The organism is Desulforamulus putei DSM 12395 (assembly GCF_900129195.1).
In the GTDB taxonomy this organism is placed as follows: domain Bacteria; phylum Bacillota; class Desulfotomaculia; order Desulfotomaculales; family Desulfotomaculaceae; genus Desulfotomaculum; species Desulfotomaculum putei.
Map to the genome: position 1 here is coordinate 63382 of NZ_FQUY01000006.1, position 26727 is coordinate 90108.

The window sequence follows — 26727 nt, forward strand, 5'->3', positions numbered from 1 at the left end:
TTTGGCCCGGGTATTTCTTAGGGGTCTAGCTTTTGGCCGATGGCTAATGGCTTATCTAAGTCCTGCCTTCTTTTCCATCAAGGCCCGTACTTTCAGGGGCAGGCCGAAGAGGTTGATAAAGCCTGCGGCGTCGGCCTGGTTGTAGACTTCGTCCCGGCCAAAGGTAGACAGTTCTTCGTCATAGAGAGAGTAGGGCGAGGTGGTACCGGCAGGCATAATATTGCCTTTATACAGTTTCAGTTTAACAGTGCCGGTGACGGTGCGCTGGGTACTGTCTACAAAGGCATCCAGGGCTTCCCGCAGGGGAGAAAACCACACGCCGTCATAAACCAGTTCGGCATAGCGCAGGGCAACTTGTTCTTTATAATGCAGGGTGGCCCGGTCGAGGGTCAGCAGTTCCAATTCATGGTGGGCGTACACCAGGATGGTGCCGCCGGGGGTTTCATAAACGCCGCGGGACTTCATGCCCACCAGGCGGTTTTCCACCATGTCCACGATACCGATGCCGTTGGCCCCGCCGATGGCGTTCAGCTTTTCCAGCAGGCTGACTCCATCCATCCGCTGGCCGTTTAATGATACAGGAATCCCCTTCTCAAAACCGATTTCCACATAGGTGGGCCGGTCCGGCGCCTTTTCCGGAGGCACGGTCAGCATCAGCATATCGTAGGAAGCAGCATTGGCGGGACTTTCCAGTTCGCCGCCTTCGTGGCTGATGTGCCAAATGTTGCGGTCCCGGCTGTAGATGCTCTTCTTGGTCACCGGTACGGGGATCCCCCTGGCTTCGGCATAGTCAATGGCATCTTCCCGGGAACGGATGTCCCACTCCCGCCAGGGAGCGATGACTTTCAAATGGGGGGCCAAGGCCTTAACACCCAGTTCAAAGCGTACCTGGTCGTTACCCTTGCCGGTGGCGCCGTGGGCCACCGCCACCGCCCCTTCTTTCTCGGCGATTTCCACCAGTTTCTTGGCGATCAACGGCCGGGCAAAGGAGGTGCCCAGCAGGTATTTTCCTTCATAAATGGCTCCGGCCTTTAAAGTAGGCCATATGTACTCCTCCACAAATTCCTTGCGCAGGTCTTCGATGTAGATTTTGCTGGCGCCGCTCCGTATGGCCTTTTCTTCCAGGGGGGCCAGTTCCTCTCCCTGGCCCAGATCGGCGGTCATGGCAATGACTTCATAGCCGTAGTTTTCTTTCAGCCAGGCAATAATAACGGAGGTGTCCAGCCCCCCGGAGTAGGCCAGTACAACTTTTGGCATGGTTGTTAGCTCCTTCCTGTGAATAAATATTCGTTTACTATTATAACATAAACAAAGTATTACTATTTGTGAACATATGCAATGTTGAGAAAGTTTGGGCCGGTTCTTGACAATAAAAGGAATAAAGGTAATAATGAAAGGGAAAGTTAACTGAAAATGCCGGTGCGGCCTCACCAAACCTGGGGCTTAATAATCCGTAAGCTATTGGCGTGGCTTACGGATCTTACTTATTTCACCGCAAGGCCGATGACTGCCACAACCAGAGTTAAAAGAAGGAGTAGAGCTGTGATCATTTGGAGTACCTCTGATGTTGTGACCACTCGCCCCACCCCCTTTCACCCAGGCGGTGAGGCTTTTCACTTTCAGCTAACATTTCCCATCAGTATTTTACCATATATTGCATAATAAACAATATTTATTCGTAAATAGGAAAATTTCTGAAGAAGGCGTCTTGAAAACCTGTTTAAAAAACCAGGTTCTAAGACGCCTTCTTTCTTTAGAGGAAAGGTTTGGAATGGCAGTGTCTACTTAGTTTTACATCAACAGCGCCATGACAGCCTTCTGGGCATGCAGGCGGTTTTCCGCCTCGTCCCAGACCACCGAGTGGGGCCCGTCAATAATCTCTGCAGTGACTTCCTCGCCCCGGTGGGCCGGCAGGCAGTGCAGGAAGATGAAATCGCTTTTGGCATGGGCGCACAGGGCTTCATTCACCTGGTACGAAGCAAAGACCTTTTCCCGTTCCTTCTGCTCCGCTTCCTGACCCATGCTGGCCCAAACATCGGTGACGATGACATCCGCGTCCTTAACCGCCTCCACCGGGTCGGTCACCACTTCGATTTTGGCGCCGGTGGCCTGGGCATCCTGTTTGGCCAGTTCCACCACCCAGGACCTAGGCCGGTAGCCCTCCGGGGAAGCCACGCTGATATCCATGCCTACCTTGGCGCAGCCATACAACAGCGAATGGGCGATATTGTTACCGTCCCCCACATAAGCCAGCTTCAGGCCCGCCAGCTTCCCTTTGTGTTCTTTAATGGTCAGCAGGTCCGCCAGGATCTGGCAGGGGTGGGTCAGGTCGGTGAGCCCGTTGATAACCGGAACATCGGCATATTGGGCCAGTTCCTCCACCTCGCTCTGGTCAAAGGTGCGGATCATGATGCCGTCCACCATGCGGGACAATACCCTGGCGGTATCCGCCACCGATTCCCCCCGCCCCATCTGGATGTCCTTGGGGCTTAAGAATAAAGCGTAACCGCCCAACTGGTACATGCCCACCTCAAAGCTCACTCTGGTACGAGTGGAACTCTTTTGAAAGATCATGGCCAGGGTTTTTCCCTGCAGATAGGGATGAGGGATGCCGGCCCTTTGCAGGCCTTTCAGCCGGGCGGCCTCCTCCAGAATCAGGTTGACTTCTTCCGTCGTCAAATCATGCAGGGTCAGTAAATCCCTGCCCTTTAGACTTTTCTTCAGTTCTTCCATCTATGGCATCCTCTCCGGGCATTAACCTGCGTTTTGGGCAGGCCTTTTTTCATTGAGAAATTCGGTAAAGCGATCCAGGGAGACCGGCGCCACCGGGTCGCCCTGCAACAGTTCGTGCAGCACACCGGCCATGGCCCTGGCGGTATCCAGGGAAGTTAAGCAGGGTACCTTATACTCCGCTGCCAGACGGCGCAGGCGGAAGCCGGGTCGCCCGGGCACCTTGCCCCGGGTGGGGGTATTGATCACCATTTGGACACCGCCGGAGCGCACCAGGGCCAAGGGATCTTCGGTGCCCACCACCGGCAGCCCGGCGGAGGCCAGGGCGGCAGCGGTATTCATGGTGGCGTACAGCTTAAAGCCCAGGTTGGCGTACTGGCGGGCCACCGCCACGGCCTCCAGCTTATCCCGGTCCGCCACCGAGAAAAGGACGGCACCGCTTTTGGCCACCTTCATTCCGGCGGAGACAATGGCCTTGTAGAAGGCATGGGAGAAGGATTTGTCAACCCCCATCACCTCGCCGGTGGATTTCATTTCCGGTCCCAGGGAGGTTTCCACCAGCCCCAGTTTTTCAAAGGAGAATACCGGCGCCTTGACAGTAATATGATCGGACACCGGACCCAGTCCGGGGAGGTAGCCCAGGTCCGCCAGGCTTTTACCCAGCATGCAGCGGGTGGCGGTTTGTACCATGGGAACCCCGGTGACCTTGGAGAGAACCGGTACGGTCCGGGAAGCCCGGGGGTTCACTTCCAGCACAAAGACCTCGCCGTCGCCCACCACGTATTGAATATTCATCAGCCCGCAGATCTTTAAGGCCCTGCCGATGCGCAGGGTATAGTCCACCACCTGCTCCATTTCCCTCTGGCTCAGGCTCTGGGGAGGATAGACGGCAATGCTGTCCCCGGAGTGAACCCCCGCCCGCTCGATGTGTTCCATAATGCCGGGGATAAAGATATTCTGGCCGTCACCGATGGCGTCCACTTCCACCTCTTTGCCCCGGACGTATTTGTCCACCAGCACCGGGTGCCTGGGGGACACTTGTACCGCGCTGGACATGTATTTCAGCAGCTGGTCGTCATTGTAGACAATCTCCATGGCCCGGCCGCCCAGCACGTAGGAGGGGCGCACCAGCACCGGAAAGCCCAGGTCTGCCGCAATTTGCCGGGCTTGCTCCACAGTGGTGGCGGTTTTCCCCTCGGTCTGGGGGATGCCCAGGCTTTTTAGAAGTTTTTCAAATTTCTCCCGGTCTTCGGCGGCGTCAATGCCCTCCACCGGGGTACCCAGGATGTTCACGCCCAGTTCCGCCAGGTCGCCGGCTAGGTTGATGGCGGTCTGCCCGCCAAACTGGACAATGACACCCAGAGGCTTCTCTTTATCAATGATGTTCATGACGTCTTCCACCGTCAAGGGCTCGAAATACAACTTGTCGGCGGTATCAAAGTCGGTGGAAACGGTCTCGGGGTTGTTGTTGATAATAATGGCCTCAATGTTTTCCTTCTGCAGGCCCCAGACCGAGTGCACCGAGCAGTAGTCAAATTCCACGCCCTGCCCGATGCGGATGGGGCCGGAGCCCAGCACAACCACTTTGGGCCGCCCGGACACTGCCACCTCATCCTCGGCATCATAGGTGGAATAGTAATAGGGTGTGGAGGCTTCAAACTCGGCGGCACAGGTGTCCACCACCTTGTAGGTGGGCAAAATACCGTATTGCTTGCGCAGTTCACGGATCTCTTTCATAGATTTGCCGCACAGGCGCCCGATGTGGGCATCGGAGAAGCCGCAGACTTTGGCCCGGCGCAGCAGTTCTTGATCGGGAGGGCCGCCGGCGTTCCGGATTTGCTGTTCCAGCACCACCAGGTCCTTGATCTTTTCCAGGAACCAGTAGTCGATGCCGGTCAGCTGCTGAACTTCCTTCAGGGTCCAGTAGCGGCGGAAGGCCTCGGCCACCACAAACAACCGCTCGTCATCCGGCCGGTTCAGTTTGCTTTCCAGCTCCATCTCGGTCCAACTGGCGCTGCCTTTGATTTGCAGGCTGTCCACGCCGATCTCCAGGGAACGCACCGCCTTCATCAAAGCCCCTTCAAAGGTACGGTCAATGGCCATGACCTCGCCGGTGGCCTTCATCTGGGTGCCCAGGGTCCGGTCGCCGCTGGCGAACTTGTCAAAGGGCCAGCGGGGAATTTTAACCACCACGTAATCCAGGGTGGGTTCAAAGCAGGCCGTGGTCTTGCCTGTAACCGGGTTGGTAATTTCATCAAGATTCAGCCCAATGGCAATTTTGGCTGCCAATTTGGCGATGGGGTAGCCGGTGGCCTTGGAGGCCAGGGCCGAGGAACGGCTAACCCGGGGGTTTACCTCGATAACGATATAGTTCATGCTGTGGGGGTCCAGGGCAAACTGCACGTTGCAGCCCCCGGCCACCTTGAGGGCCCGGATGATCTTCAGGGCGGCACTGCGCAGCATTTGATATTCCCGGTCGGACAGGGTCTGGGAGGGCGCCACCACGATGCTGTCCCCGGTATGCACCCCCACCGGGTCAATGTTTTCCATGTTGCAGATGGTAATGCAGTTGTCCGCATTGTCCCGCATCACTTCATATTCGATTTCTTTCCAGCCGGCCACACTGCGCTCCAGCAGCACCTGGTTGATCATGCTCATCCTGAGGCCCCGGTGGCAGATGGCGGTCAATTCCTTCTCATCCTTGGCGATGCCGCCGCCGGTGCCCCCCAGGGTATAAGCCGGGCGGACAATGAGCGGGTAGCCGATCTTGTTGGCAAATTCAATACATTCCTCCACCGTGCTGGCGATGGTGCTTTCCGGGATGGGCTCCCCGATTTCCAGCATGGTGGCCCGGAAAAGCTCCCGGTCTTCGGCCTTTTTAATGGTTTCCAGAGAGGTGCCCAGCAGTTCCACGCCGTACTTTTCCAGGATGCCGCGCTCAGCCAGTTCCACCGCCATATTTAGACCGGTCTGGCCGCCTAGGGTGGGCAAAATGCCGTCCGGCCGTTCTTTCGCAATAATTTTTTCAATGCTTTCCCAGGTTAAAGGTTCGATGTATACAACATCGGCAATATCACTGTCGGTCATAATGGTGGCCGGGTTGGAATTAACCAGCACCACTTTGATGCCCTCTTCCCGCAGCGCTTTGCAAGCCTGGGTTCCGGCATAGTCAAACTCCGCCGCCTGGCCGATGATGATGGGACCGGAACCGATTACCAGTACCGTTTTGATGTCCTTCCGTTTGGGCATCGTGTACCTCCTACAATACATTCTTCATTGCTTGATCCAGGATTGTCATTGCCTGGTCCACTTCTTCCCTGGTGACGATCAAAGGCGGCAGGAATCGCAACACATTGCCGTTGGTGCAGTTGATGAGCAGTCCCTGCTCCTGGCAGCGGGCGACGATGTCCTTGCCTTCTATGGCCAGCTCCATCCCCAGCATCAGACCTGCTCCCCGGACTTCTTTAACACAGGAATATTTCTGCGCCAGGGCATTTAAACGGTTTCTGAAGTATTCGCCCGTCCTCTGGGCATTTTCCAGCAGCCCATCTTGTAAAATAGCTTCCATGGCCGCTAGGGCAGCGGTGCAGGCCAGGGGGTTGCCCCCAAAGGTGCTGGCGTGATCGCCCGGTTGGAAGGCCCTTGCCACATGGTCCTTGGCCAGCATGGCCCCGATGGGGAAGCCGCCGCCCAGGGCCTTGGCCAGGGTAATGATATCCGGCTCCACTTGATAGTGCTGGTAGGCCAAAAATTTGCCGGTACGCCCAAGGCCGCACTGGACTTCGTCAAAAATGAGGAGCAGCCCCTTTTCCTGGCATAACTCCGCCACGCCCGCCAGGTATTCCGGCCGGGCCGGAATAACGCCCCCTTCGCCCTGCACCGGTTCCAGCATCACCGCGCAGGTGTGAGGGCCAATGCTTTGCTCCAGGGCTGCCAAATCGTTGTAGGGTACATATTTGAAGCCCTGGGGCAGGGGATCAAACCCCTTTTGATATTTGGTCTGGCCGGTGGCAGTGACAGCCGCCAGGGTACGGCCATGGAAGGAATTGGTGGCAGTAATAATCTCATACTTATCCGGGCCGAGGTTTAATTTGGCATACTTGCGGGCCAGTTTAATGGCCCCCTCGTTGGCTTCGGCGCCGCTGTTGCAGAAAAAGACCTTCCCGGCACAGGAATTTTCCACCAGTATTTTAGCCAGTTTTACCTGGGGCTCAATCCAGTAGAGGTTTGAGCAGTGCAGCAAGGTCCTGGCCTGCCGGCAGACGGCCTCCGCTACCTTGGGGTGAGCGTGCCCTAAGGAATTCACCGCCAGCCCCCCCACAAAATCTAAATACCGCTTGCCATCGGCGTCCCAAACCCAGCACCCTTCCCCTTTAACAAGAGCCATGGGTAACCGCCCATATGTATTCATCACATACTGTTGACCCATGGCCAATATCTCTTGGTTATTCATTCTTTCCCACCTCTAACCTCTCACATCTCACTTCTCACTTAACAACCATGGTGCCGATCCCTTTGTCCGTGAATACCTCCAGCAGAATGGAGTGGGGCACTCGCCCATCCAGAATGTGGGTGGTGGCAACCCCGCCTTTGATGGCGTTGATGCAGCATTCCACCTTGGGGATCATGCCCCCCTGGATAACACCCCGCTCAATCAGCGACGGGATTTCCTCCACCTTGATGGTGGACAGCAGGGAATTTTTATCGTTACGGTCCTCCAGGATTCCTTCTACGTCGGTTAAAATAATTAGTTTATCTGCCTGCAGGGCGGTAGCCATGGCGCCGGCCACCGTATCCGCGTTAATGTTATAGCTCTCTCCTGCGGGGCCGCTGCCCACCGGTGAAACCACCGGAATGTAGCCCTCTTTAATCACCGTCTCTACCAGCTGCGGATTAATTTGGGCCACTTCTCCCACGAAGCCGATGTCCTGCTGGCCGCTGCCCAGCTTTTTGTTAGCAATGATTAAATTGGCGTCCTTGCCCGACAGGCCCACGCCCCGGCCCCCCAGCCGGTTAATCAGGGCCACGATTTCTTTGTTCAGCTTACCCAGCACCATCTCCACCACCTCCATGGTGGGAGAGTCGGTGACCCGCAGGCCGCTGACAAACTGAGATTCTATGCCGAGCCTTTTCAGCATGCCGGTGATTTCCGGGCCGCCCCCGTGCACCACCACCGGGTTAATGCCCACAAACTTCATTAATACCAGATCGGTCATAACGGCCTGCTTCAGCTCGCTGTTGATCATGGCATGACCGCCGTATTTTATGACAACGGTTTTCCCGTAGAATTTTTTGATGTAAGGCAGGGCTTCAACCAGGATACCGGCCTTTTCTAGTGCAGTTAGCATGGTTTTATAGATTCTCCCTCATAGTTCTTATATTTCAACATGTTGTTGTCTGGCACTTTGCCGACGGCCTTCAGCTTTTTTGTTTTTAGCAGAGGGCTGAGAGCTGATGGCTGACGGCTAATTATGTCCGATAACTCCCGTTGATCCTCACATAATCATAGGTCAGGTCACAACCCCAGGCCGTTGCGGAATAGGCGCCGGATTTTAAATCAACAAAGACCGTTACCGGGTCCTGGTTTAGCATTTCGGTGGCTCGTTCCTCATCGAACTCTACCGCTCCGCCGTTTCTGGCCACCTGGACGTCACCGATAAAAATATCGGCCCGGGTGGGATCAAAAGTAGCGCCGGAATAACCCAGGGCACAAAGGATGCGCCCCCAGTTGGCGTCTTTGCCGAACACCGCAGCTTTAAACAGGTTGGATCCCACCACCGAGCGGGCCGCCAGCCGGGCATCCTGTTTGGTGGGAGCGCCGGTCACGTTTACTTCAATGAGCCGGGTGGCGCCCTCGCCGTCCCGGGCAATCATTTTAGCCAGAGCAGTGCATACTTCCAGCAGTCCTTCATAAAAAAGGCGGTAATCTTCGGTATCCGTCTTGATCTCCGGGTTGCCCGCCTGGCCGTTGGCCAGCGCCAGCACCATATCATTGGTGCTGGTATCCCCGTCCACTGTGATCATATTAAAGGAACGGTCCACCGCTTTCTTGAGGGCGGTCTGCAGCGCCTCACTGCCAATAGCGGCGTCGGTGGTAATAAAGCACAACATGGTGGCCATGTTGGGGTGAATCATGCCGGACCCTTTGGCCATACCGCCGATGGTAACAACGCTCCTTTTTATATGGACCTGCACCGCATATTCTTTGGGCACCAGGTCTGTGGTCATAATGGCCCGGGAGGCCAAGGTGTGGTTTTCTTTGCTTAAGGAAGCCGCCGCTTTGGGCGCTGCGGCTGCGATTTTTTCCACCGGCAGCGGCACACCGATGACCCCGGTGGAGGCCACCAGCACCTCCTCTTCGGAAATCCCCAGGGATGAAGCTGCGGCGCGGGCCATAGCTGCGGCATCCGTCAGACCCCTTTCCCCGGTGCAGGCGTTGGCGTTGCCGGCGTTGATGATCACCGCCCGGGCGGTCCCCGCAGCAACTCTCCGGCGGGTCAGTTCCAGGGGGGCTGCTTTGACCAGGTTGGTGGTATAAACACCTGCCGCACTGGCGGGCGCTTCGGAATAAATCAGGGCCAGGTCAAGTTTACCGTCCTTTTTCAGCCCTGCGGGCACCCCGCTGGCGGAAAAACCCCTGGCGGCGGTAACCCCGCCGGGGATTTGTCTATAAGCTCCTGCTTCTGTCATGGCTTTCCTTCCTCTCTACGGATACATTCCTGCAAAATTCAACCCGGTGTCCTCCGGTAACCCGAACATAACATTCAGGTTCTGTACTGCCTGCCCAGCGGCGCCCTTTAGCAGATTATCAATGGCGGACAGGACAATCACCCGTCCGGTCCTGGGATCCACCGTGACGGACAAATCGCAGTGGTTGGAGCCTGCCACAGCCTTGGTTGACGGATACATCCCCACCGGCAGCACTCTGATAAACCGTTCCCCGTGGTAAAACCGGCGGTATAAATCCGTAAGCTCCTCGGCGCTCATGTCTGTGGTCAGCTTTGCATATATAGTGCTTAAAATGCCCCGGACCATGGGTGTCAAATGAGGGGTGAAGTTCACAATGACCGGCACACCCGCCAATTCCGATAGCTCCTGCTCAATTTCCGGCGTGTGACGGTGGGTTGCCACCCCGTAGGCCTGGAAGTTTTCAGTGGTCTCGGAAAAATGAGTTTTCAGGCTTAATCCCCTGCCAGCGCCGGAAACACCGGATTTGGAGTCGATAATAATGGTTTCCGTGTCAATTAATTTGTTAGCAAGCAGAGGAGCCAAACCCAAAATGGCGCCGGTGGGATAACAGCCGGGATTGGCCACAATGACGCTGCCCTTAATTTCATCCCGGTGCAGTTCCGGCAGTCCGTAAACCGCTGAGGCCACCAGAACCGAAGCGGTATGCTCTGTCTTATACCAGGACTGATAGACATCCACATCTTTTAAACGGAAATCCGCACCCAGGTCAATGAGCCTTCTGCCGCGGCGCATCACCTCATGCCCGATGGGCATGGCATGGCCGTGGGGAAGGGCGGTAAAAATCACATCACAGCGGGAAACCAGCTCGGGTATATTTAATTCTTCCAGGGTTTTGTCCACCATGCCGTATAAATGGGGGAAAACCTCCCACATGTTTTTGCCGGCATAGGTTTGCGAGGTTAGAACAGTTATCTCCACCTCTGGGTGACCGGCCAGCAGGCGCACCAATTCAGCCCCCGCATAGCCCGTTGCCCCCACCACTCCTACCTTGATCATCACGGCACCTCCGGGTTTATGCATAAATATTTGTATATTTAGTATCTTTATTCATAAAAACAAGGGTCTAATATTTATAATTATACATGTTAATGAATAAAATACAACGATAAATTTTTACAGTTTGATGGCTATGGCTTGTCCGCACTCCCGGCAAGCCTGTCCGTCCAGTCCCACCACCTCGGTTTGATAGCCGCCCCTTTTAATGAGCAGTTTATTGCACTGGGGACAATAGGTGTTCTGGCCGGTGGGATCCCCCAGGTTGCCCAGGAAGACGTAATTTAGCTTTTCCCTGGCAATCTCGTAGGCCCGGTGCATGGTTGCCGCCGGGGTCGGCGGCAGGTCAAACTTGTAGTTGGGGAAGTAACGGGAAAAGTGAAGGGGTATGTCAGGGTCCATACCCGCGATCCAGTTCACCAGTTCCTTGATTTCTGCGGGCGAGTCATTGAGGCCGGGGACCAGCAGGGTGGTAATCTCCACATGGCACTGCTGCCGGGCAATTTCTACCGTTCGGAGCACCGGTTCCAGGTGTCCCGCGCAGTTCTCTTTGTAATAATGATCCGTGAATCCCTTGACATCAATGTTCATGGCATCGATACAGGGCAGCAGTTTCTTCAAGGGTTCTTCCCGCACATAACCGTTAGTTACCAGCACATTTTGCAGACCGGCTGCCCGGGCCAAACGGGCGGTATCATAAACATATTCGTACCACATAAAGGGTTCAGAATAGGTATAGGCGATGCCCACACAGGGCAGCCCCTTGTCCCTCTGTTCCAGGGCCAGGTCCACCGCCTCTTTGGGCGGCAGCTTCAAGGTATTGGGGTCGCCATGGGCAATCTGCCAGTTCTGACAAAAACCACAGCGCAGGTTGCAGCCCACGGTTCCCAGGGAAAGAACCAGGCTGCCGGGATAAAAGTGGTAAAGGGGTTTCTTTTCCATAGGGTCAAGGGCACAGGAGGAAACTTTGCTGTAGTTTAAGGTATATAAAACATCTTCCTTGTTTTCCCTGACCCGGCAAAACCCCCTGTGCCCGTCCCGGATACCGCAGCCCTTGGGACAAAGTTCGCAGAAAACCAACCCGTTGTCCTTCTTGTGCCAAAACATTGCTTCATGCATTTGTACCACTCCAATGGTCAACCTATCTATACCTAATTACCTCAAACCTCTCCAGCTGTACCTCCTCATCCGGCCCTATACCCGCCTTTTGCTTTGCTATTTCCACCTGCTGCCGGGGTGTGTCAATTCCCTCCAGGTCCGGCAGCAGTAGGCCGCTCCTGCTGCCCCGCCGCACAATCACCCCGTATTTTTTTACATCCAGTTGATCGATGCTGTGGATGGGTTCCGGGGGCATCAATACGTCCACCGAAACCGACAGTTCATCCAGTTCGTCCAGGCGGATGGGGTAAAAACGGGGGTCCCGGGTACCGGCGCTGACGGCGTTGTAAGCCACCTCCTGCACCACATTCTTCCGGGTGGGCGCGGTGGTGCCGATACAGCCCCTTAATTGGCCGTTCTTTTTAAAGGAAACAAATGTACCGGCGGCGCCGGTAAACTCCGGCGGCACATGATAGCTGTCCGGGTCTTTCCATTGCCCTCTGAGATAGCTCTCCAAACTCTGCCGGGCCACCTGAACCAGGTAACTTTCCTGGCTTCGCAATTCTGCCAGGATTTTTTTACGGTCCTCCTGCAGCTTCTTCAGCAGTTCTCTGCCCGGTTCACTGCCGGTGGGTACCAGGGAGGCCACCATATAGCCAACCCCAAAGGGCCCTTCATAGGACAGCACTTCACTGTTGACAGCGTTCCCGTCCAAAGCTCCCAACATCATGGTGATGGGGCGCAGGCCGCATTCGCCGGCTCTCTCACACAAATCTTCTTCCAGGTTGATTAAGCCCGGCACATCCAGGTTTTTGATCAGGGACACCATGGCCTGGTCGAACTCCTTCCCCCTGGGATCATAGCCCGCCGGTGCATCCGGTGTCAGGCGGTGGGATAAGTCGCCGCTGGCGATCACCGCCACCCTGGTTTCCGCAGCCCGGGCAGCCCGCTGCACGGCAACGCCAAAGGCATACAGTTTTTCCGGAGCAAAGACACCCATGGAACAGGGGACCAGGGGCAAGTCAACCCCCGCCTGCCGAAGATAATACAGGGGAACGGTAAAACCGTGATCCAGGCTCAAGTCCACCCCTACCCGGCCCGCCACTTTTTGATCGATCTCAACCACAGGCAGGCCAAGGTCTGCCGCCTGCCAGCCAATTTCACTTCCCAGTTCCTTATCGTACCGGCAGGTAAAAGCCACCTGTGCCGCCCCGAAGCGCCCCAGGTCTCCTTTGGACTCCGGCAGCCCGTTGATGGCAATGGCATCCCCGAAGACCGGCGCATGGGGGGAAATCATGACCAGCGAAGCAGCGCCACTTTCTTTGACCCGTCTCCCTAATTCCAGCATGGCCTCCCGGGTGGCCAAAATTTTATCGGCCTCGGCGCCTCCCACTTCCGGCACGGCGATGGGCGGGTGAGGCATGATGCCACAGAATACCACTGTCATATTGGATCCCTCCGAACCTGTGAATATTAAAAATGACTAGCGGGCTTTCTTCCGTATTCTAACTAAAATGCCTGTTTTTTATGTGATGCCCGTAAAGATAAAGCAAATAGCCAACGCCTCCATAAACATTACCTCGCTTTTTACTTCTGGTAGGCAGGGGAAAATCCTGCCGATCTGTCAAGGGTGGAAGGAACAAATTTGCCCTTGTCGAACGTATAATTTTAACGGGGGTGGTTTGATGATTGACAAAGTAATGTCCGCCCTGTTCAAAGCCACTGATAACATGCGGGTAACACCCGGAAAACAAGTGGATAAAATCCAGCCAAAACCCTTTGCGCTGGCACAAAACCTGGCTGCCGAAACCGCCAGAGAGTCCGTTAAAACCAGCCGCCCCGCCGGCCCTGCCAGAGCAACGGAACCTGTAACAGTCCCCGATCGGCAGGATCAGTTGACCTATGTGCCGCTGCCCTGGCGCACCCCGCTCTACGAAGATGCAAAATTTTATTGGCGGCTGAAAGATTTTTCTGCCCAAACCGGGGCAAACGGAGAAGCCAGGGTCATCTTCAGTATCAACACCGATACCTTGGGATTATTATGGTTTACGTTGACCACCCGGCCCGGCAAGTTCCTGTCTGTGCAGTGTATCGCCGAAACCCAGACCGTAGTGGAAGTCTTTCGGGCCGGTGCCATGGATTTACAGCAGGAATTGACGGAGCTGGGCTATGAAAACGTGATTGTTTCCTGCCGGATGCAGTCGGGCATACGCAGCATCGCCGATATTGACCCCGCTTTTGCCTCGGAGGAAACCAGCGTCTTATTGGATGTGAAGATATGAATATGAAAGCAAAAAGGGAAAGGGTGGCGGCAGCCCTGCGTTACCGTCACGGCCAGGACAACGCCCCCACCGTTGTGGCCGTTGGTAAAGGGGATATGGCCAGCGCCATTGAGAAACTCGCCCGGGAAAATAACATTCCCCTTTACCGGGATGAAACCCTTGCCCATACCCTGGTTGAGCTGGGGCTGGGCGTGGAAATTCCCCGGGAGCTTTATGAGGCAGTGGCCAGGGTCCTGGTGCACGTGGCTGCTTTGGATCATAAGCTGACGAAATAGTATGAATTTCTTTGTCTCGCAAAGAACCGACCCCTTTGAGGTCGGTTCTTTGTTCAGGTTAACAGATTTGATTTATCGAACAGGCAGAACCTCCAGCGGTCTTTCCGCAGCAATTTTTCCCAGGGCATGGAGGGCAAAGTCTACTTCTTCAGGTTTGTTAAAATAAGAAAAACTAAACCGCACCAGTTTTTCCTCAAAGGTACCCAGGGTGCGGTGGGCATCCGGGGCGCAGTGCAGTCCGGCCCGGCAGGCGATATTATATTCTTTATCCAGCAGGTTCCCCACTTGGCCGGCTTTATAGCCGTCAATGCGGAAGGAGACCACCGGCACCCGCTTTTCCATATCCTCAGGTCCGTAAATATGCAGTCCTTTAATCTGGGCCGCCCCCTCCAGGAACCGCCTGGTCAACCTCAGTTCGTGTTCTCTGATTTTGGCCAACCCAACTTTGCGCAGGAACTTGACCCCCGCGCCCAGACCGGCAATGCCCACCGCATTTAAGGTGCCGCTTTCATACTTTTCCGGCAGCATGTCGGGTTGCGCAGGCGTTTCGGAACCGCTGCCGGTGCCCCCTTCCCGCAGAGTCCTTAACTGCACATCCTCTCGAATGTAAAGACCCCCGGTACCCTGTGGACCCAGCAGGCTTTTGTGTCCCGGGAAGGTCAAAATGCTGATGTTTAATTTTTTTACGTCAATATCCAGCAACCCCGCTGTCTGGGCCGCATCCACCACAAAGTGGATCCGGTGCCTGGCGGCAATGCGTCCCACCTCTTCCACCGGCATAACGGTTCCGGTAACGTTGGAGGCATGGGTCATAACAATGGCCCTGGTATTGGCCCGGATGGCCTTTTCAATCTCATTGACATCAATATTCCCCTGGTTGTCGCACTGCACTTTGGTTACTTGCACCCCGTAAAATTCCAGGGTATAGAGGGGTCGGGTCACTGAATTGTGTTCCATGGAGCTGGTAATGACATGATCGCCGGAACGTAACAAGCCCTTAATGGCCAGGTTTAAACTGTCTGTGGCATTTAAGGTGAAAATGATGCGTTGATGGTCCCCTACGTTAAAAAGGTCAGCTAAAAGCTGCCTCGTTTCGTCAACAATTCGATTTGCCTCAACGGTTTGTTTATGACCTGCTCGCCCGGGGCTGGCTCCCACTTCTCTGATAAATTGTTCCATTGCCTGCCAGACTTCCGGCGGCTTGGGCCAGGAAGTGGCAGCGGAATCAAAATAAATCAAACTTCTCGCCCCCTCAAAAATTCTGCTTTTGTTAATGTTCCATACTATGCAAAACATTATTCACCGGTGACTGTTAACGGCATTTGTTAGAACCAGGAGAAAATCACCCGGCAGAACAAAAGCGCCTGTCCAGCCGGGTGATTGATTTACGGTGCAGGTATATAGTTGCCTGGTTGCCGCCGAAAAGTTTGAAGGACTTCTTTTTCTTTAATGCCGGGATCTTCTTTTCCGTTTTCTTTCCCCTCATAATATTTTATAATCCCGGCAGCAATGCTCCAGGCCACTTTGCTCTGGTATAAAGGGTCCTGCAGCAATTTATCTTCTTTGGGGTTGGTGATAAAACCGATTTCTACAATGGCTGCCGGCATTTTGGTGGTTCTTGTGACATAGTAGTCCACTTGCTTGGCCTTTCGCTTGGTATTGCCTAAAATGACCGTCATTTCCTTCTGAATGCATTCGGCCAGAATCTTGCTTTCCGGTGAATGGGGCTGGGAGAAAACCTGGGCTCCGTGTTCCTGCGGGCTGGTGAACCCATTGCAGTGAATGCTGATGAACAAGTCGGCATTCCTTTCATTGGCCGTCTCGGCCCGCCGGGATAAATCCTGCCTTTTTTTGTTTCCCGGGGTTGAAGCGTCACTTAAATCCATATCGGTGTCCCGGGTCAAGATCACTGCTGCTCCCATTTCACCCAGGAGGGTAGCCAGTCGTTTGGCCACCTCCAGGTTGATCTCCTTCTCGGGCACCCCGCTGACGCCGATTTTCCCCGGGTCTCTTCCCCCGTGCCCCGGGTCCACCACAATCACCTTGTTGGTCAGAACATAAGATAAGGCAGCAATGTGCTGTTCTTCTCGTTTAATTATAGCCATCTTATAAAATTGGACCGACAGCACCAGCAAGGCCATACACCCAATGATGTACCTTTTCTTTATTTTAACTGCCCTGATCATGGCCAAAACCTACCACTCCTTTTATCAGTACAAGTCTTCTAAAGGAATGGTATGCTCGGTTTTTGGTAAATAGAAGCAGAACCAGCATAAAAAGCCAGTCCGGTGGCGCCCGTCCGGTTGTGTAATTGTAAGGGCCGGAGTAATTTCAAGAGTATAATAAAAAGGAAGGCATTTGCCTTCCTTTCGTATCTGGTAGATTAACGTTTGGAGAATTGAGGCGCACGGCGGGCCTTCTTGAGACCGTACTTACGGCGTTCTTTCATCCGCGGGTCGCGGGTCAGGAAGCCGGCACGTTTTAATACGGGACGCAGGTTGGGGTCGGCCTGCACCAGAGCACGGGCAATACCATGTCTGACAGCGCCTGCCTGGCCGCTGACGCCGCCGCCTGCTACTTTGGCAATTACGTCAAAACGGCCGGTGGTGTTGGTCAGCTCCAGGGGCTGGCGAACAACCATGTCCAGCGTTTTGCGTCCGAAATACTCTAATACTTGTTTGTTATTTACAACAACCTTGCCTTCGCCGGGTACCAGGTAAACCCTGGCCACTGCGTTCTTACGCCGGCCGGTTCCGTAAAATTGTACTTGAGCCACAATATATCCTCCTTCCGGTAAAGACTCTAATGATTAAAAGTTCCACACTTCCGGCTTTTGAGCCTGATGGGGATGCTCGCTGCCAGCATAAACCTTCAGCTTCTTACGCTGTTGTTCGCCTAAACGGGTATGGGGCAGCATGCCTTTAACGGCCTTTTCCACAATCAGCTCCGGACGTTTATCCAGCATGGTGCGGTAGGAGAACTGTTTCAAACCGCCGGGATAACCACTGTGCCGGGTGTACATTTTTTGATCCAGTTTTTTACCGGTAAGGATTACCTTATCAGCATTGATTATAATTACATGGTCACCGGTATCTACGTGGGGAGTGTACATGGGAGTGTGCTTACCACGTAAAATACGAGCAGCTTCTGCAGCTACACGACCAAGGGCCTTTCCTGCAGCATCTATGACATACCACTTGCGCTGTATTTCAGCTGGCTTGGCCATGAATGTTGTCTTCATTGTCCGTATACCCTCCTTACTGCACTGGGCCAAATTACGACAACGGGGCGGGAATCGCAACTGGCCACACATAATAGTATTTTAATCGATTAAAAATAGAGTGTCAAGTGTATGAACATGACTTGGTGGTATTTCTTTAGCCATCAGCCATCAGCCATCAGCCATCAGCCATCAGCCATCAGCCATCAGCCATCAGCCAATTTTGGGGCATTGTTAAACTTTTGTCAAGTGCTGTCTATGTTATCATCTTATTTAGTAATAAAATCTGCTGCGTGGTTACGGCGGTTCCTCCATGGTTAGCTGTCCCTTATCTGCCCAGGAGGGTATTTTTTTCAGGTCAGACGACCAGGACTCCAACTGCATATCTGTTGAACCCGGTTGCAGGTATTTTTATACAAATTAATCTATCTACCTAAGAGAAAAAAAGAGAGCGCCACTGTGAAAAGAGCGCTATTCAATATTTCAATTTTTAATTAATTATAATCTGTTCTATTTTCTTAATTTTTTCCATAAAAAGTGTAAAAATTCTACAAAATTGATATGATACAGTTCTAAAATACTTCTAATAATTTTCATGATCAGCAGATATAAGACTATAAGGAATAGAAATTTCAAAATATAATCCATGACCCATCCTTAATAGTTTACGGAATAAAGGTTTTGTCAAACCTTGTATAACCAGATGCAGGGATTTCTTTTGTCAAAATTCCATAGCCATTTACATCAATATAATATCCTACAGTATAATCATAGTCAAGTTGTAAACAGGGATTGGCCTACATCATTTGTTTCTGCTCTTTCTATTTTATAAGTACCCATCGCCTCAACCGGTAGTAAAATATCATAAGGAACATCCTTTAAAGCACTGGAACGGAGCTATATTCGCCGTGTTTACTCATTCTTAACACCGTCCTTAAATCCACTTACTTCAATGTAACCTTCTTTTATTAATCTTGCTTTTATAAAACCTTTTTCCCTATGGAGCAATATTTTTATTGTTCCCTCAGGCTTAGCAAAGCTATGTTTTTAACTTTCATTTCTTCAAAATAACGTAGGTGTATTACCTGTCTCATAATAGGATCGAGAGACTGTATAGCATCATTAACAGCTGTTACTGTTACAGTTTCCTGGGAATCAATTATATATTCTGGAATATCATCAAAGGATTCGATCATTGATATAGAAGTTTCCAAACTAACATCTCTATTACAGGCTATCTTTTTTGAAAAAATATTCTAGATACCTTAGTCCCAGTTATGTATGTGTGTTCTAATTTATCGGGTACAGAGAATTTATTAGTTTTGCACGAATCACGAATAAAGACTCAACTGTCAGATATTAGCTGATTGTTGGGCCTTTACCCAGACCCCTTAGGAATAATCGAAAACCTAATACTCCACTTCCATCAAACACAAGCCCTGGGGTGGAACAGTGGTGCCGGCCCTGGTGCGGTCCCGGGCAGCTATGATATGGGACATTTCCGAAGGCGGTATTTTACCCATACCAATGTCCAGCAGGGTACCGGTGATAATGCGTACCATATTGTAAAGAAAGCCGTTTCCTCTCAGGTAAAGGTGAATTAACGGCGGCTCGCTGAGGATGTCCGCCCGGTAAATGGTTCTCACAGTGTCTTTCACCGGGGTACCCTGGGCCTGAAAACTTTTGAAATCATGGGTGCCCACCAGGTAGGCGGCACCTTCCTGCATGGCCCTGACATCCAGCAGCCTTGGTTCATGGTAACAGTACAGGCGGTGCAGGGGTGACATAACCCGGTGATTATAAATAGAGTAGCGGTAAGTTTTGGCAGTGGCGGAAAACCGGGCATGAAAATCCAGCGGTACTTCCTCAGCTTTCATCACTTTGATATCGTCCGGCAACAGGGCGTTCATAGCCAGGTGAATCTTACTGGTGGGAACCGGCCAGCAGTGGCTGCGAAAATTAATCACCTGCCCCCAGGCGTGTACGCCAGCATCGGTACGGCCGGCCCCAATAACCTGAATGGGCGCTTTGGCAATTTTACTGAGGGTGCTTTCTAATACCTCCTGGATGGTTGCCAACCCAGTCCCCCGTTGCTCCTGAAAGCCGTGGTAGTTTGTCCCGTCGTAAGCCACTGTTAACTTTATATTTTTCATATCTGCCTATCACACCCAATCTCCCAGTTCGAACTTCGAACCTCGCATCTCGAATTTCGAAACTATGCCCAGCGGTCCGCCGCCACGACGATGGTCAAAGCAATTAAAACTGTTAATACAATAATATCCACCGGACGGTATTTAAACTGCTTGAGCCGTGTCCGCCCGGTATCCCCCCTGTAACCGCGGGCTTCCATAGCCATAGCCAGTTCATCGGCTCTCCTTATTGAACCTGCCAGTAACGGTACTAACAACGCCACCGAAGCCCTCAGTCGCTGGTTCAGGTTGCCGGTGCTGACAGAGCCCCCCCGGGCTTGTTGGGCCTTCATAACCGCTTCGGCTTCCTCTAAAAGTGTGGGTACAAAGCGCAAGGCAATGGTCATCATCATGGCCAGCTCGTGGGCTGGCACGCCGAATTTTTTTAAAGGCTGCAGCAGTTTCTCTAGGGCAGCAGTCAGGTTCATGGGCGTGGTGGTCATGGTTAATAACATGGTGGACAAAATGAGTAAACTCAGTCGGTAAGAAAGCTTCATCCCCAGGATGAAACCTTCCCGGCTGACACTTAGCATTCCCCACTGCCACAATTTTTCCCCCGGATATGTCAGGGACTGGATGGCCAGGCCTATCAACAAAATGGCCCACAGCGGTTTTAAGCCCCGCCAGTAAGTCCCCGGTGGGATTCCTGCCAGCAGCAGGGCCAGCAGCACCGGGATCCCTGACATTATAAAACCGGCTGTACCGTCGGCCAGCAGTACCATGATCATCACCAGTGGCAGCGCCAGAATTTTCGCCCTAGGGTCCATCCGGTGGAGTAGTGACGCTCCGGGGTAATACTGGCCCAATGTGATGTTGGAGAAGAGGGACATTGGTAGCTGCTACATACCTCCTGCAGTTGTTGTATTAGACTAGGTAGTGGTTGCTATTCTAAGAAGCTTATGCCATCAGCCATCAGCCATCAGCCATCAGCCATCAGCCATCAGCCATCAGCCATCAGCCATCAGCCATCAGCCAATTGTATGCCATTGGTTAACCTGCTGTCAAGGGTCATTCTTTGTCAGTGTATCAGCAAAATCCAATAACGCTGAAGGCTGACGGCTGACAGCTGGACCCTTAAGCCCTACCCTTAAGCAACCTCGCCACTTCCTGTTCCGCTTCCGGCAGGGTGGTCATGTTCCGTACCGGCAGGCCTTTTGCTTGCAGGGACGTCGCCAGCTGGGCGGCAAAGGGAACGAATAAGCCAATACTCTCCAGTTCCTTACAGCGGGCAAAGATTTCCTTTGGGGTTCCCCCCATGGCAATCCTGCCGCGGTATAATACGGTGACAGTGTCCGCCCGGTGGGCCACTTCCTCCATGTCGTGGGTGACCAGTACCAGCGTAACCTGCTTTTTCCGGCAGAGGTTGGAAAATAAGTCCATCAACTGCCGCTTTCCCCGGGGGTCCAGTCCGGCCGTCGGCTCATCCAACAGTAATACTTCCGGCTCCATGGCAAGGATGCCTGCTATGGCGGCCCTTCGCTTTTGTCCCCCGCTCAGTTTGAAGGGGGACAGGCAGTAAACCTCTTCGTCCAGGTTTACGGCTTCCAGCGCTGCTTTAACGCGCCGCCGCACCTCGTCTTCGCTGAGGCCCATGTTCCTGGGGCCGTAGGCTATATCATTAAACACGGTGTCTTCAAACAGCTGCCGTTCCGGGTATTGAAAGATGATTCCTACCTGCCGCCAAAGACCGTCTCTGTTCTTTTTATGACGCAAGTCCTTGCCGCAAACGGAAACCCGGCCCTCTGCCTCAATCAGCCCGGCCATCACCTGCAGCAAGGTCGATTTGCCGGACCCCTGGGGGCCTATAATGGCTCTATATTCCCCTTTTTCCACAGCCATGCTGATACCCCGCAGCGCATGCCGTTGTATAGGGGTGCCCGGCGCATAGGATACATAAAGGTTTTTTATATCTATGATTCCTGGCATAAATACTCAACCCAATCCGCCACATGGTACAGGTCTTGCGGAACAACCAGTCCCTTTCCCCTTATTCTGCGGGCCAATTCAGCTGCCGGGGGAATCTCAAGCCCGATCTCTTGCAGCCATGCAACCCGGGAAAAACATTCCCGGGGGGGCCCCATGAAGGCTGCTTTTCCCTGCACTAAGACGACAATTCGGTCTGCTGTGATGGCTTCGGTCATATCATGGGTTACTAAGACCACTGTTTTGCCGGACTGTTTTAAGCGGTTCAGCTCCGATATAACTTCCCGACGCCCGGCAGGGTCCAGCATAGACGTAGGTTCATCCAAAACCAGCGCCTGTGGCTCAATGGCTAAGACGGACGCGATGGCCACCCGCTGTTTTTGCCCTCCGGACAGGCGGTGAGGCGGAAAATTCAGAAGTTCGTCCAACTGCATACGGGCGCTGATTTCCCTGATGCGCTTCATCATTTCCTCCGGGGGAAAACCCAGGTTTTCCATGCCGAAGGCCAGTTCTTCTTCCACCGTCGCCGCCACCAACTGGTTGTCCGGGTTTTGAAACACCATGCCAACTTTTTTTCTGACCTGCCACAGGGAAGTATCATCGGCGGTATTCAACCCGTCCACCAGCACTTGACCGCAGGACGGCGCCAGCAGACCATTCATAAGCCTGGCTAGGGTAGACTTGCCTGACCCGTTGGGGCCGAGCAAAACAAGCATTTCCCCGGCATGCACATCCAGATTGATGTTGTCCAACACAATCCGGTTGTTAGTCCCGGGGTAACTGTAGGAAACCCCTTGCAGACAGATTACTTTTTTTCTATTAGATACTCTCATAAATCACCTTTGTCTTACTGCCTAAAAGATACAAACCACCAGAAAACCCCGGAGTCTGCGCACAGCGCTCTTCCCCGGGGTCTTTCCTCTTTCCTTCAGGCAAGGCGAAACGGAAACCGCACATCCCGGGGTTTCCGCCGATTCTTACGCCATCATAATTATACCAGTTCCAGCAGCACCATTTCTGCTGCGTCACCCCGGCGATAACCTACCTTTACGATACGGGTATAGCCACCCTGGCGGTCAGCGTATTTCGGGGCGATAGAATCAAACAATTTTCTTACTACATCTTCTTCATAGATATATTCCAAGCACTGGCGGCGAGCAGCCAGGTCGCCTCTTTTGGCAACAGTAACCAGCTTCTCAGCAATGCTGCGTACGTCTTTAGCCCTGGGTTCGGTGGTCTGAATCCGCTCATCCCGGAATAAAGAGGTAACGAGGTTCCTCAGCATTGCTTTGCGGTGGCCGGTGGTTAAACCAAATCTGCGATAACCCACAAGTCGTCCCTCCCTTACTCGTCGTCTTGCCTTAACGACAGGCCTAATTCGCGTAATTTATTTACCACTTCTTCCAGCGACTTCTTACCAAGGTTGCGCACCTTCATCATGTCCTCTTCATTGCGCTGGATCAGTTCTTCGACGGTGTTGATACCAGCCCGTTTCAGGCAGTTGTAGGAGCGAACAGACAGATCCAGTTCTTCAATGGTCATTTCCATGATCTTGTCCTTTTGCTCCTCTTCTTTTTCCACCATAATTTCAACATCATTGACCGTCTCAGTTAAACCTATAAACAGCCGTAAATGCTCGCTTAAAATTTTGGCAGAAAGGCTGGTGGCCTCGTCCGGTCGGATACTGCCGTTGGTCCAGACCTCAAGAGTGAGCTTGTCGTAGTCTGTGATCTGGCCTACACGGGTGTTCTCCACTGTGTAGTTCACCTTGCGTACCGGCGTATAAATTGAGTCGACGGGAATAACCCCAATGATGTGCTCACCCTTTTTATTCTTCTCTGCAGAAACATATCCCCGGCCTTTGTTTACAGTAATCTCCATAAACAGGCGGCCGCCGGTATCCAGGGTTGCTAAATGTAAATCGGGATTTAGAATTTCCACGTCGGCGTCATGAATAATATCGCCGGCAGTGACGGGACCTTCGGTTTGGGCTTCTACCCGAAGAACTTTTTCCTCGTCGGCACCGTGAATCTTAAGGCAAAGATTTTTCAGGTTCAGGATAATATCGGTAACATCTTCCCGCACACCCGGAACTGTGCTGAATTCGTGCAATACTCCTTCAATTTTTACGGATGTCACAGCAGCTCCAGGCAAGGAGGAAAGTAGAATCCGGCGGAGGGAGTTGCCCAGGGTAATCCCGTAGCCACGCTCCAGCGGTTCTACTACAAATTTACCGTACGTATTATCCTCACTCTGTTCCACAATCTCAATCTTTGGCTTTTCAATCTCCAACAATTCGGTAACCCTCCTTTGGCCGGACCGGAACTAACATATAGCCGACCAATTACCTGGAATACAATTCGACGATCAGATGTTCTTCAACCGGAACGTCGATTTGATCCCGGCTCGGTAATGCAACGACTCTGCCCTTTGCTTCCTGACCGTCATACTCCAACCATGCCGGAGGAGTACGGTCAGCAGCTCTCTCCATTAATTCCTTGATGCGCGGAGAAGCTTTGCTCTTTTCACGAACAGCAATCTCATCCCCCACCCGAACCTGGTAGGATGGGATATTTACTTTTTTGCCATTGACAGTAAAGTGCCCGTGACGGACCAGCTGACGTGCTTCTACACGGGAAGAACCCAGACCCAGGCGGTACACTACGTTATCTAAGCGGCGCTCTAACAGGCGCAGCAGGTTTTCACCTGTAATGCCGGGTTGGCGTTCTGCCTTCTCGAAGTAGTTGCGGAAAGGCTTTTCCAGTACACCATAGATACGGCGCGCCTTTTGCTTGGCACGTAATTGAATACCATACTCGGAAATCTTTTTACGACCCTGGCCGTGTTGTCCGGGAGCATAGCTACGACGGTCTACAGCACATTTACCGGTGTAGCAACGGTCTCCCTTTAAGTACAGTTTCAGGCCTTCACGCCGGCACAAGCGGCATTGTGGACCAGTGTATCTTGCCATGTAAACTCACGCACCTCCCTTTTACACTCTCCGGCGCTTAGGCGGCCGGCAGCCATTATGCGGAATGGGTGTTACATCTTTAATTACGCTCACTTCTAAGCCAGCGGCTTGCAGCGAACGAATGGCAGCCTCACGCCCGGAACCGGGTCCTTTAACGTTTACTTCCACTTCTTTCAGACCGTGTTCCATTGCGTCTTTGGCAGCGGCTTCGGCAGCCATTTGGGCGGCAAAGGGAGTGCTTTTACGAGAACCCTTGAAACCAACCTGACCGGCGCTGGACCAGCCCAAGGTGTTGCCTTTCATGTCAGTGATGGTAACGATGGTATTGTTAAAGGTGGACTTGATATGAGCCACACCCTGCTCAACATTTTTCTTTTCTTTACGCTTCGTTCTTAATTGGCGACGAGCCATGCTTGTTCATTACCCCCTCTCCCGTTACTTCTTCCTACGTACGCCAACGGTCTTCTTGGGACCCTTACGGGTACGAGCATTGGTTTTTGTACGCTGGCCGCGAACAGGCAGTCCACGCCGGTGTCTGAGGCCCCGGTAGCAACCAATTTCAATCAGACGCTTGATGTTGAGGGCAACTTCCCGGCGGAGGTCACCTTCAACCTTAAGGTTTTTATCAATATAATCACGCAGTTTGTTAACTTCTTCTTCAGTCAAATCTTTGATTCTGGTGTCCGGGTTAACACCGGTTTGTGCCAGAATTTTTTCAGCGGTGGGCTTACCGATACCGTAAATATAGGTAAGTCCGATTACTGCCCTTTTATCCTTCGGCAGGTCCACCCCGGCAATACGTGCCATATTACTAATACACCTCCCGTGTTACCCTTGCTTTTGCTTATGCTTGGGATTTTCGCAGATAACCATTACCTTACCTTCACGGCGGATGATCTTGCATTTCTCACAAATCGGCTTGACCGATGGTCTCACTTTCATAATGTAACCCTCCTTTGGGGGGATCTTTTACTTGAAGCGGTAAACGATGCGACCCCGGGTTAAGTCATAGGGAGACAATTCCACCGTAACCCTGTCGCCAGGCAGTATTCGGATGAAGTTCATGCGAATCTTTCCGGATACATGGGCCAGGACTTTATGTCCGTTCTGAAGCTCCACCCGAAACATGGCGTTCGGGAGCGGCTCTAACACCTTGCCTTCAACTTCTATGACATCATTTTTTGACATTGCTCTTTACCCAACCTCCTTACCCTTTGAGTAAAGGTTCCTCCTGGAGTTTCTTCAACAGTTCAGCCAGTTCTGACATTATTTCTGCATTTGTTACCTTGCTCCGGGATGCCAGCTTTGCTCCGATACTCTCGGAAACCAGCGGCCAGACTTTGATATGCTTGGGGTTCTTTTTTTTCGGTTTTTCGATCCCTCTGTATTCACCGTCAGTAACCAATACAAAACCATCCTCAGACTGATGCAAAACCAGGTAGTACCTTCCTGCGTCACGCCCCTGGGTCGAACTTACCAGTTGCCCGGGCCTCACTTCACCAACCAAACCTTGCACCTCCAACACCTCTCCGTGTCCCTGGCCACTTAAAGTTTTGTTAGAATTTCTGGTGTATCATCGGTTATGGCTATTGTGTGTTCAAAGTGGGCCGACAACTTACCGTCCAGTGTAACAACCGTCCAGTTATCCGGCAGCGTGCGAACCTCAAAGGTGCCCAAGTTTACCATTGGTTCAATGGCTAACGTCATGCCTTTTTTAAGCCGGGGCCCCCGGCCAGGAGGTCCAAAATTGGGTATCTGAGGGTCTTCATGCATTTTGGCTCCGATACCATGCCCTACATAGTCCCGAACAACTGACATACCGTGTTTCTCCACCCATTGTTGAATGGCGTGGGAAACATCTGTAAGGCGGTTTCCCTCCACTGCTTGAGCAATGCCGGCGTACAACGATTCCTCGGTGACCTTTAGCAACTCCTGGGCTTCGTGGCTGATGGTGCCAACCGGAAAGGTAATGGCGCTGTCACCGACATAACCATTTATTACCGCACCACAATCAATGCTAATAATATCCCCATTTTCCAGTTTTCTTAAACCAGGGATGCCGTGCACCACTTCTTCATTCACCGAGGTGCACAGGGTGGCCGGGAATCCGCCGTACCCTTTAAAAGCCGGCCTGGCTCCTTTGCTGATAATAAAATCTTCGGCTTTTAAATCAAGTTCCTTGGTGGTGACACCGGGCTTTACCATGTCCTTAATTTCTGCAAAGGTTTGTGCCACCACCCGACCGGCATCCCGCATGTAGTTCAGTTCTCGTTCGTTCTTGATTGTAATCATCTGA

The 26727-nt window shown here is 52.8% G+C and carries 28 protein-coding genes; 2 read left to right on the forward strand and 26 right to left on the reverse strand.

Features of this window, described 5'->3' with window-relative positions; translation table 11 throughout:
• Positions 1-51 precede the first annotated feature (51 nt).
• The 9 genes from BUB67_RS05710 to amrA form a co-directional block, all read right to left on the reverse strand.
• A complete protein-coding gene (locus BUB67_RS05710; protein ID WP_073237126.1) occupies positions 52-1257 on the reverse strand; it encodes an argininosuccinate synthase in 1206 nt (401 codons plus the stop codon).
• Between the two features lie 534 nt (positions 1258-1791).
• Positions 1792-2733, reverse strand: a complete 942-nt coding sequence (gene argF / locus BUB67_RS05715; RefSeq protein WP_073237129.1) for an ornithine carbamoyltransferase — start codon at positions 2731-2733, stop codon at positions 1792-1794.
• 21 nt (positions 2734-2754) lie between these two features.
• Positions 2755-5979, reverse strand: coding sequence for a carbamoyl-phosphate synthase large subunit (gene carB / locus BUB67_RS05720; RefSeq protein ID WP_073237133.1), 3225 nt, complete (start codon positions 5977-5979; stop codon positions 2755-2757).
• A 10-nt stretch (positions 5980-5989) separates the two neighbouring features.
• Positions 5990-7183, reverse strand: coding sequence for an acetylornithine transaminase (locus tag BUB67_RS05725; RefSeq protein WP_073237137.1), 1194 nt, complete (start codon positions 7181-7183; stop codon positions 5990-5992).
• A gap of 34 nt (positions 7184-7217) precedes the next feature.
• Positions 7218-8078 carry an acetylglutamate kinase gene (gene argB / locus BUB67_RS05730; RefSeq protein WP_073237140.1) on the reverse strand — a complete coding sequence of 287 codons (861 nt, stop codon included), beginning with the start codon at positions 8076-8078 and terminating at the stop codon, positions 7218-7220.
• A 121-nt stretch (positions 8079-8199) separates the two neighbouring features.
• Complete coding sequence (argJ, locus tag BUB67_RS05735) at positions 8200-9420, reverse strand: bifunctional glutamate N-acetyltransferase/amino-acid acetyltransferase ArgJ (protein WP_073237144.1); 1221 nt, start codon at positions 9418-9420, stop codon at positions 8200-8202.
• A gap of 15 nt (positions 9421-9435) precedes the next feature.
• Entirely contained in the window at positions 9436-10476 is a 1041-nt protein-coding gene (argC, locus tag BUB67_RS05740) for an N-acetyl-gamma-glutamyl-phosphate reductase (protein WP_073237147.1), read from the reverse strand.
• Positions 10477-10593: 117 nt separating this feature from the next.
• The gene (amrS, locus tag BUB67_RS05745) at positions 10594-11592 is read right to left on the reverse strand and encodes an AmmeMemoRadiSam system radical SAM enzyme (RefSeq protein WP_073237150.1); all 999 of its coding nucleotides are present in this window, start codon (positions 11590-11592) and stop codon (positions 10594-10596) included.
• A 22-nt stretch (positions 11593-11614) separates the two neighbouring features.
• Positions 11615-13018 (reverse strand): AmmeMemoRadiSam system protein A, encoded by a 1404-nt coding sequence (gene amrA, locus BUB67_RS05750; protein ID WP_073237153.1) that lies wholly within the window; start codon positions 13016-13018, stop codon positions 11615-11617.
• 238 nt (positions 13019-13256) lie between these two features.
• Here amrA and fliK point away from each other — a divergent pair, with 238 nt between their 5' ends.
• Together fliK and BUB67_RS05760 are read left to right on the forward strand one after the other, a co-directional pair.
• A complete protein-coding gene (fliK, locus tag BUB67_RS05755; protein ID WP_073237157.1) occupies positions 13257-13853 on the forward strand; it encodes a flagellar hook-length control protein FliK in 597 nt (198 codons plus the stop codon).
• A gap of 2 nt (positions 13854-13855) precedes the next feature.
• Complete coding sequence (locus BUB67_RS05760) at positions 13856-14128, forward strand: EscU/YscU/HrcU family type III secretion system export apparatus switch protein (protein ID WP_073237369.1); 273 nt, start codon at positions 13856-13858, stop codon at positions 14126-14128.
• 72 nt (positions 14129-14200) lie between these two features.
• Here the strand turns inward: BUB67_RS05760 and BUB67_RS05765 are convergent, their stop codons facing one another.
• From BUB67_RS05765 to map, 17 genes are all read right to left on the reverse strand, one after another.
• A complete protein-coding gene (locus BUB67_RS05765; RefSeq protein ID WP_073237160.1) occupies positions 14201-15367 on the reverse strand; it encodes an aminotransferase class V-fold PLP-dependent enzyme in 1167 nt (388 codons plus the stop codon).
• Between the two features lie 146 nt (positions 15368-15513).
• Positions 15514-16314, reverse strand: coding sequence for an N-acetylmuramoyl-L-alanine amidase family protein (locus BUB67_RS05770; RefSeq protein ID WP_073237372.1), 801 nt, complete (start codon positions 16312-16314; stop codon positions 15514-15516).
• A gap of 197 nt (positions 16315-16511) precedes the next feature.
• A complete protein-coding gene (gene rpsI / locus BUB67_RS05775) occupies positions 16512-16904 on the reverse strand; it encodes a 30S ribosomal protein S9 (RefSeq protein ID WP_073237163.1) in 393 nt (130 codons plus the stop codon).
• 33 nt (positions 16905-16937) lie between these two features.
• Positions 16938-17369, reverse strand: coding sequence for a 50S ribosomal protein L13 (gene rplM / locus BUB67_RS05780; RefSeq protein ID WP_073237166.1), 432 nt, complete (start codon positions 17367-17369; stop codon positions 16938-16940).
• A gap of 1388 nt (positions 17370-18757) precedes the next feature.
• On the reverse strand, positions 18758-19501 hold the full coding sequence (truA, locus tag BUB67_RS05790; protein ID WP_073237172.1) for a tRNA pseudouridine(38-40) synthase TruA: 744 nt from the start codon (positions 19499-19501) through the stop codon (positions 18758-18760).
• A gap of 62 nt (positions 19502-19563) precedes the next feature.
• Entirely contained in the window at positions 19564-20367 is an 804-nt protein-coding gene (locus tag BUB67_RS05795) for an energy-coupling factor transporter transmembrane component T family protein (RefSeq protein WP_073237175.1), read from the reverse strand.
• 244 nt (positions 20368-20611) lie between these two features.
• Complete coding sequence (locus tag BUB67_RS05800) at positions 20612-21463, reverse strand: energy-coupling factor transporter ATPase (protein ID WP_073237178.1); 852 nt, start codon at positions 21461-21463, stop codon at positions 20612-20614.
• Complete coding sequence (locus BUB67_RS05805) at positions 21448-22293, reverse strand: energy-coupling factor transporter ATPase (RefSeq protein ID WP_073237181.1); 846 nt, start codon at positions 22291-22293, stop codon at positions 21448-21450. The genes BUB67_RS05800 and BUB67_RS05805 overlap by 16 nt, the downstream gene beginning before the upstream one ends.
• A 158-nt stretch (positions 22294-22451) precedes the next feature.
• Entirely contained in the window at positions 22452-22790 is a 339-nt protein-coding gene (gene rplQ, locus BUB67_RS05810; RefSeq protein ID WP_008410895.1) for a 50S ribosomal protein L17, read from the reverse strand.
• A gap of 14 nt (positions 22791-22804) precedes the next feature.
• Positions 22805-23755 (reverse strand): DNA-directed RNA polymerase subunit alpha, encoded by a 951-nt coding sequence (locus BUB67_RS05815; RefSeq protein ID WP_073237184.1) that lies wholly within the window; start codon positions 23753-23755, stop codon positions 22805-22807.
• 49 nt (positions 23756-23804) lie between these two features.
• Complete coding sequence (rpsD, locus tag BUB67_RS05820; RefSeq protein ID WP_073237187.1) at positions 23805-24431, reverse strand: 30S ribosomal protein S4; 627 nt, start codon at positions 24429-24431, stop codon at positions 23805-23807.
• A gap of 21 nt (positions 24432-24452) precedes the next feature.
• Entirely contained in the window at positions 24453-24842 is a 390-nt protein-coding gene (gene rpsK, locus BUB67_RS05825) for a 30S ribosomal protein S11 (protein ID WP_073237191.1), read from the reverse strand.
• Between the two features lie 24 nt (positions 24843-24866).
• Positions 24867-25238, reverse strand: coding sequence for a 30S ribosomal protein S13 (gene rpsM / locus BUB67_RS05830; RefSeq protein WP_073237195.1), 372 nt, complete (start codon positions 25236-25238; stop codon positions 24867-24869).
• A 21-nt stretch (positions 25239-25259) separates the two neighbouring features.
• On the reverse strand, positions 25260-25373 hold the full coding sequence (gene rpmJ / locus BUB67_RS05835; RefSeq protein ID WP_003544690.1) for a 50S ribosomal protein L36: 114 nt from the start codon (positions 25371-25373) through the stop codon (positions 25260-25262).
• Positions 25374-25400: 27 nt separating this feature from the next.
• Positions 25401-25619 (reverse strand): translation initiation factor IF-1, encoded by a 219-nt coding sequence (infA, locus tag BUB67_RS05840; RefSeq protein WP_003544696.1) that lies wholly within the window; start codon positions 25617-25619, stop codon positions 25401-25403.
• A gap of 19 nt (positions 25620-25638) precedes the next feature.
• The gene (locus BUB67_RS05845; protein ID WP_073237375.1) at positions 25639-25947 is read right to left on the reverse strand and encodes a KOW domain-containing RNA-binding protein; all 309 of its coding nucleotides are present in this window, start codon (positions 25945-25947) and stop codon (positions 25639-25641) included.
• Between the two features lie 29 nt (positions 25948-25976).
• A complete protein-coding gene (gene map, locus BUB67_RS05850) occupies positions 25977-26723 on the reverse strand; it encodes a type I methionyl aminopeptidase (protein WP_073237198.1) in 747 nt (248 codons plus the stop codon).
• Positions 26724-26727: the final 4 nt, after the last annotated feature.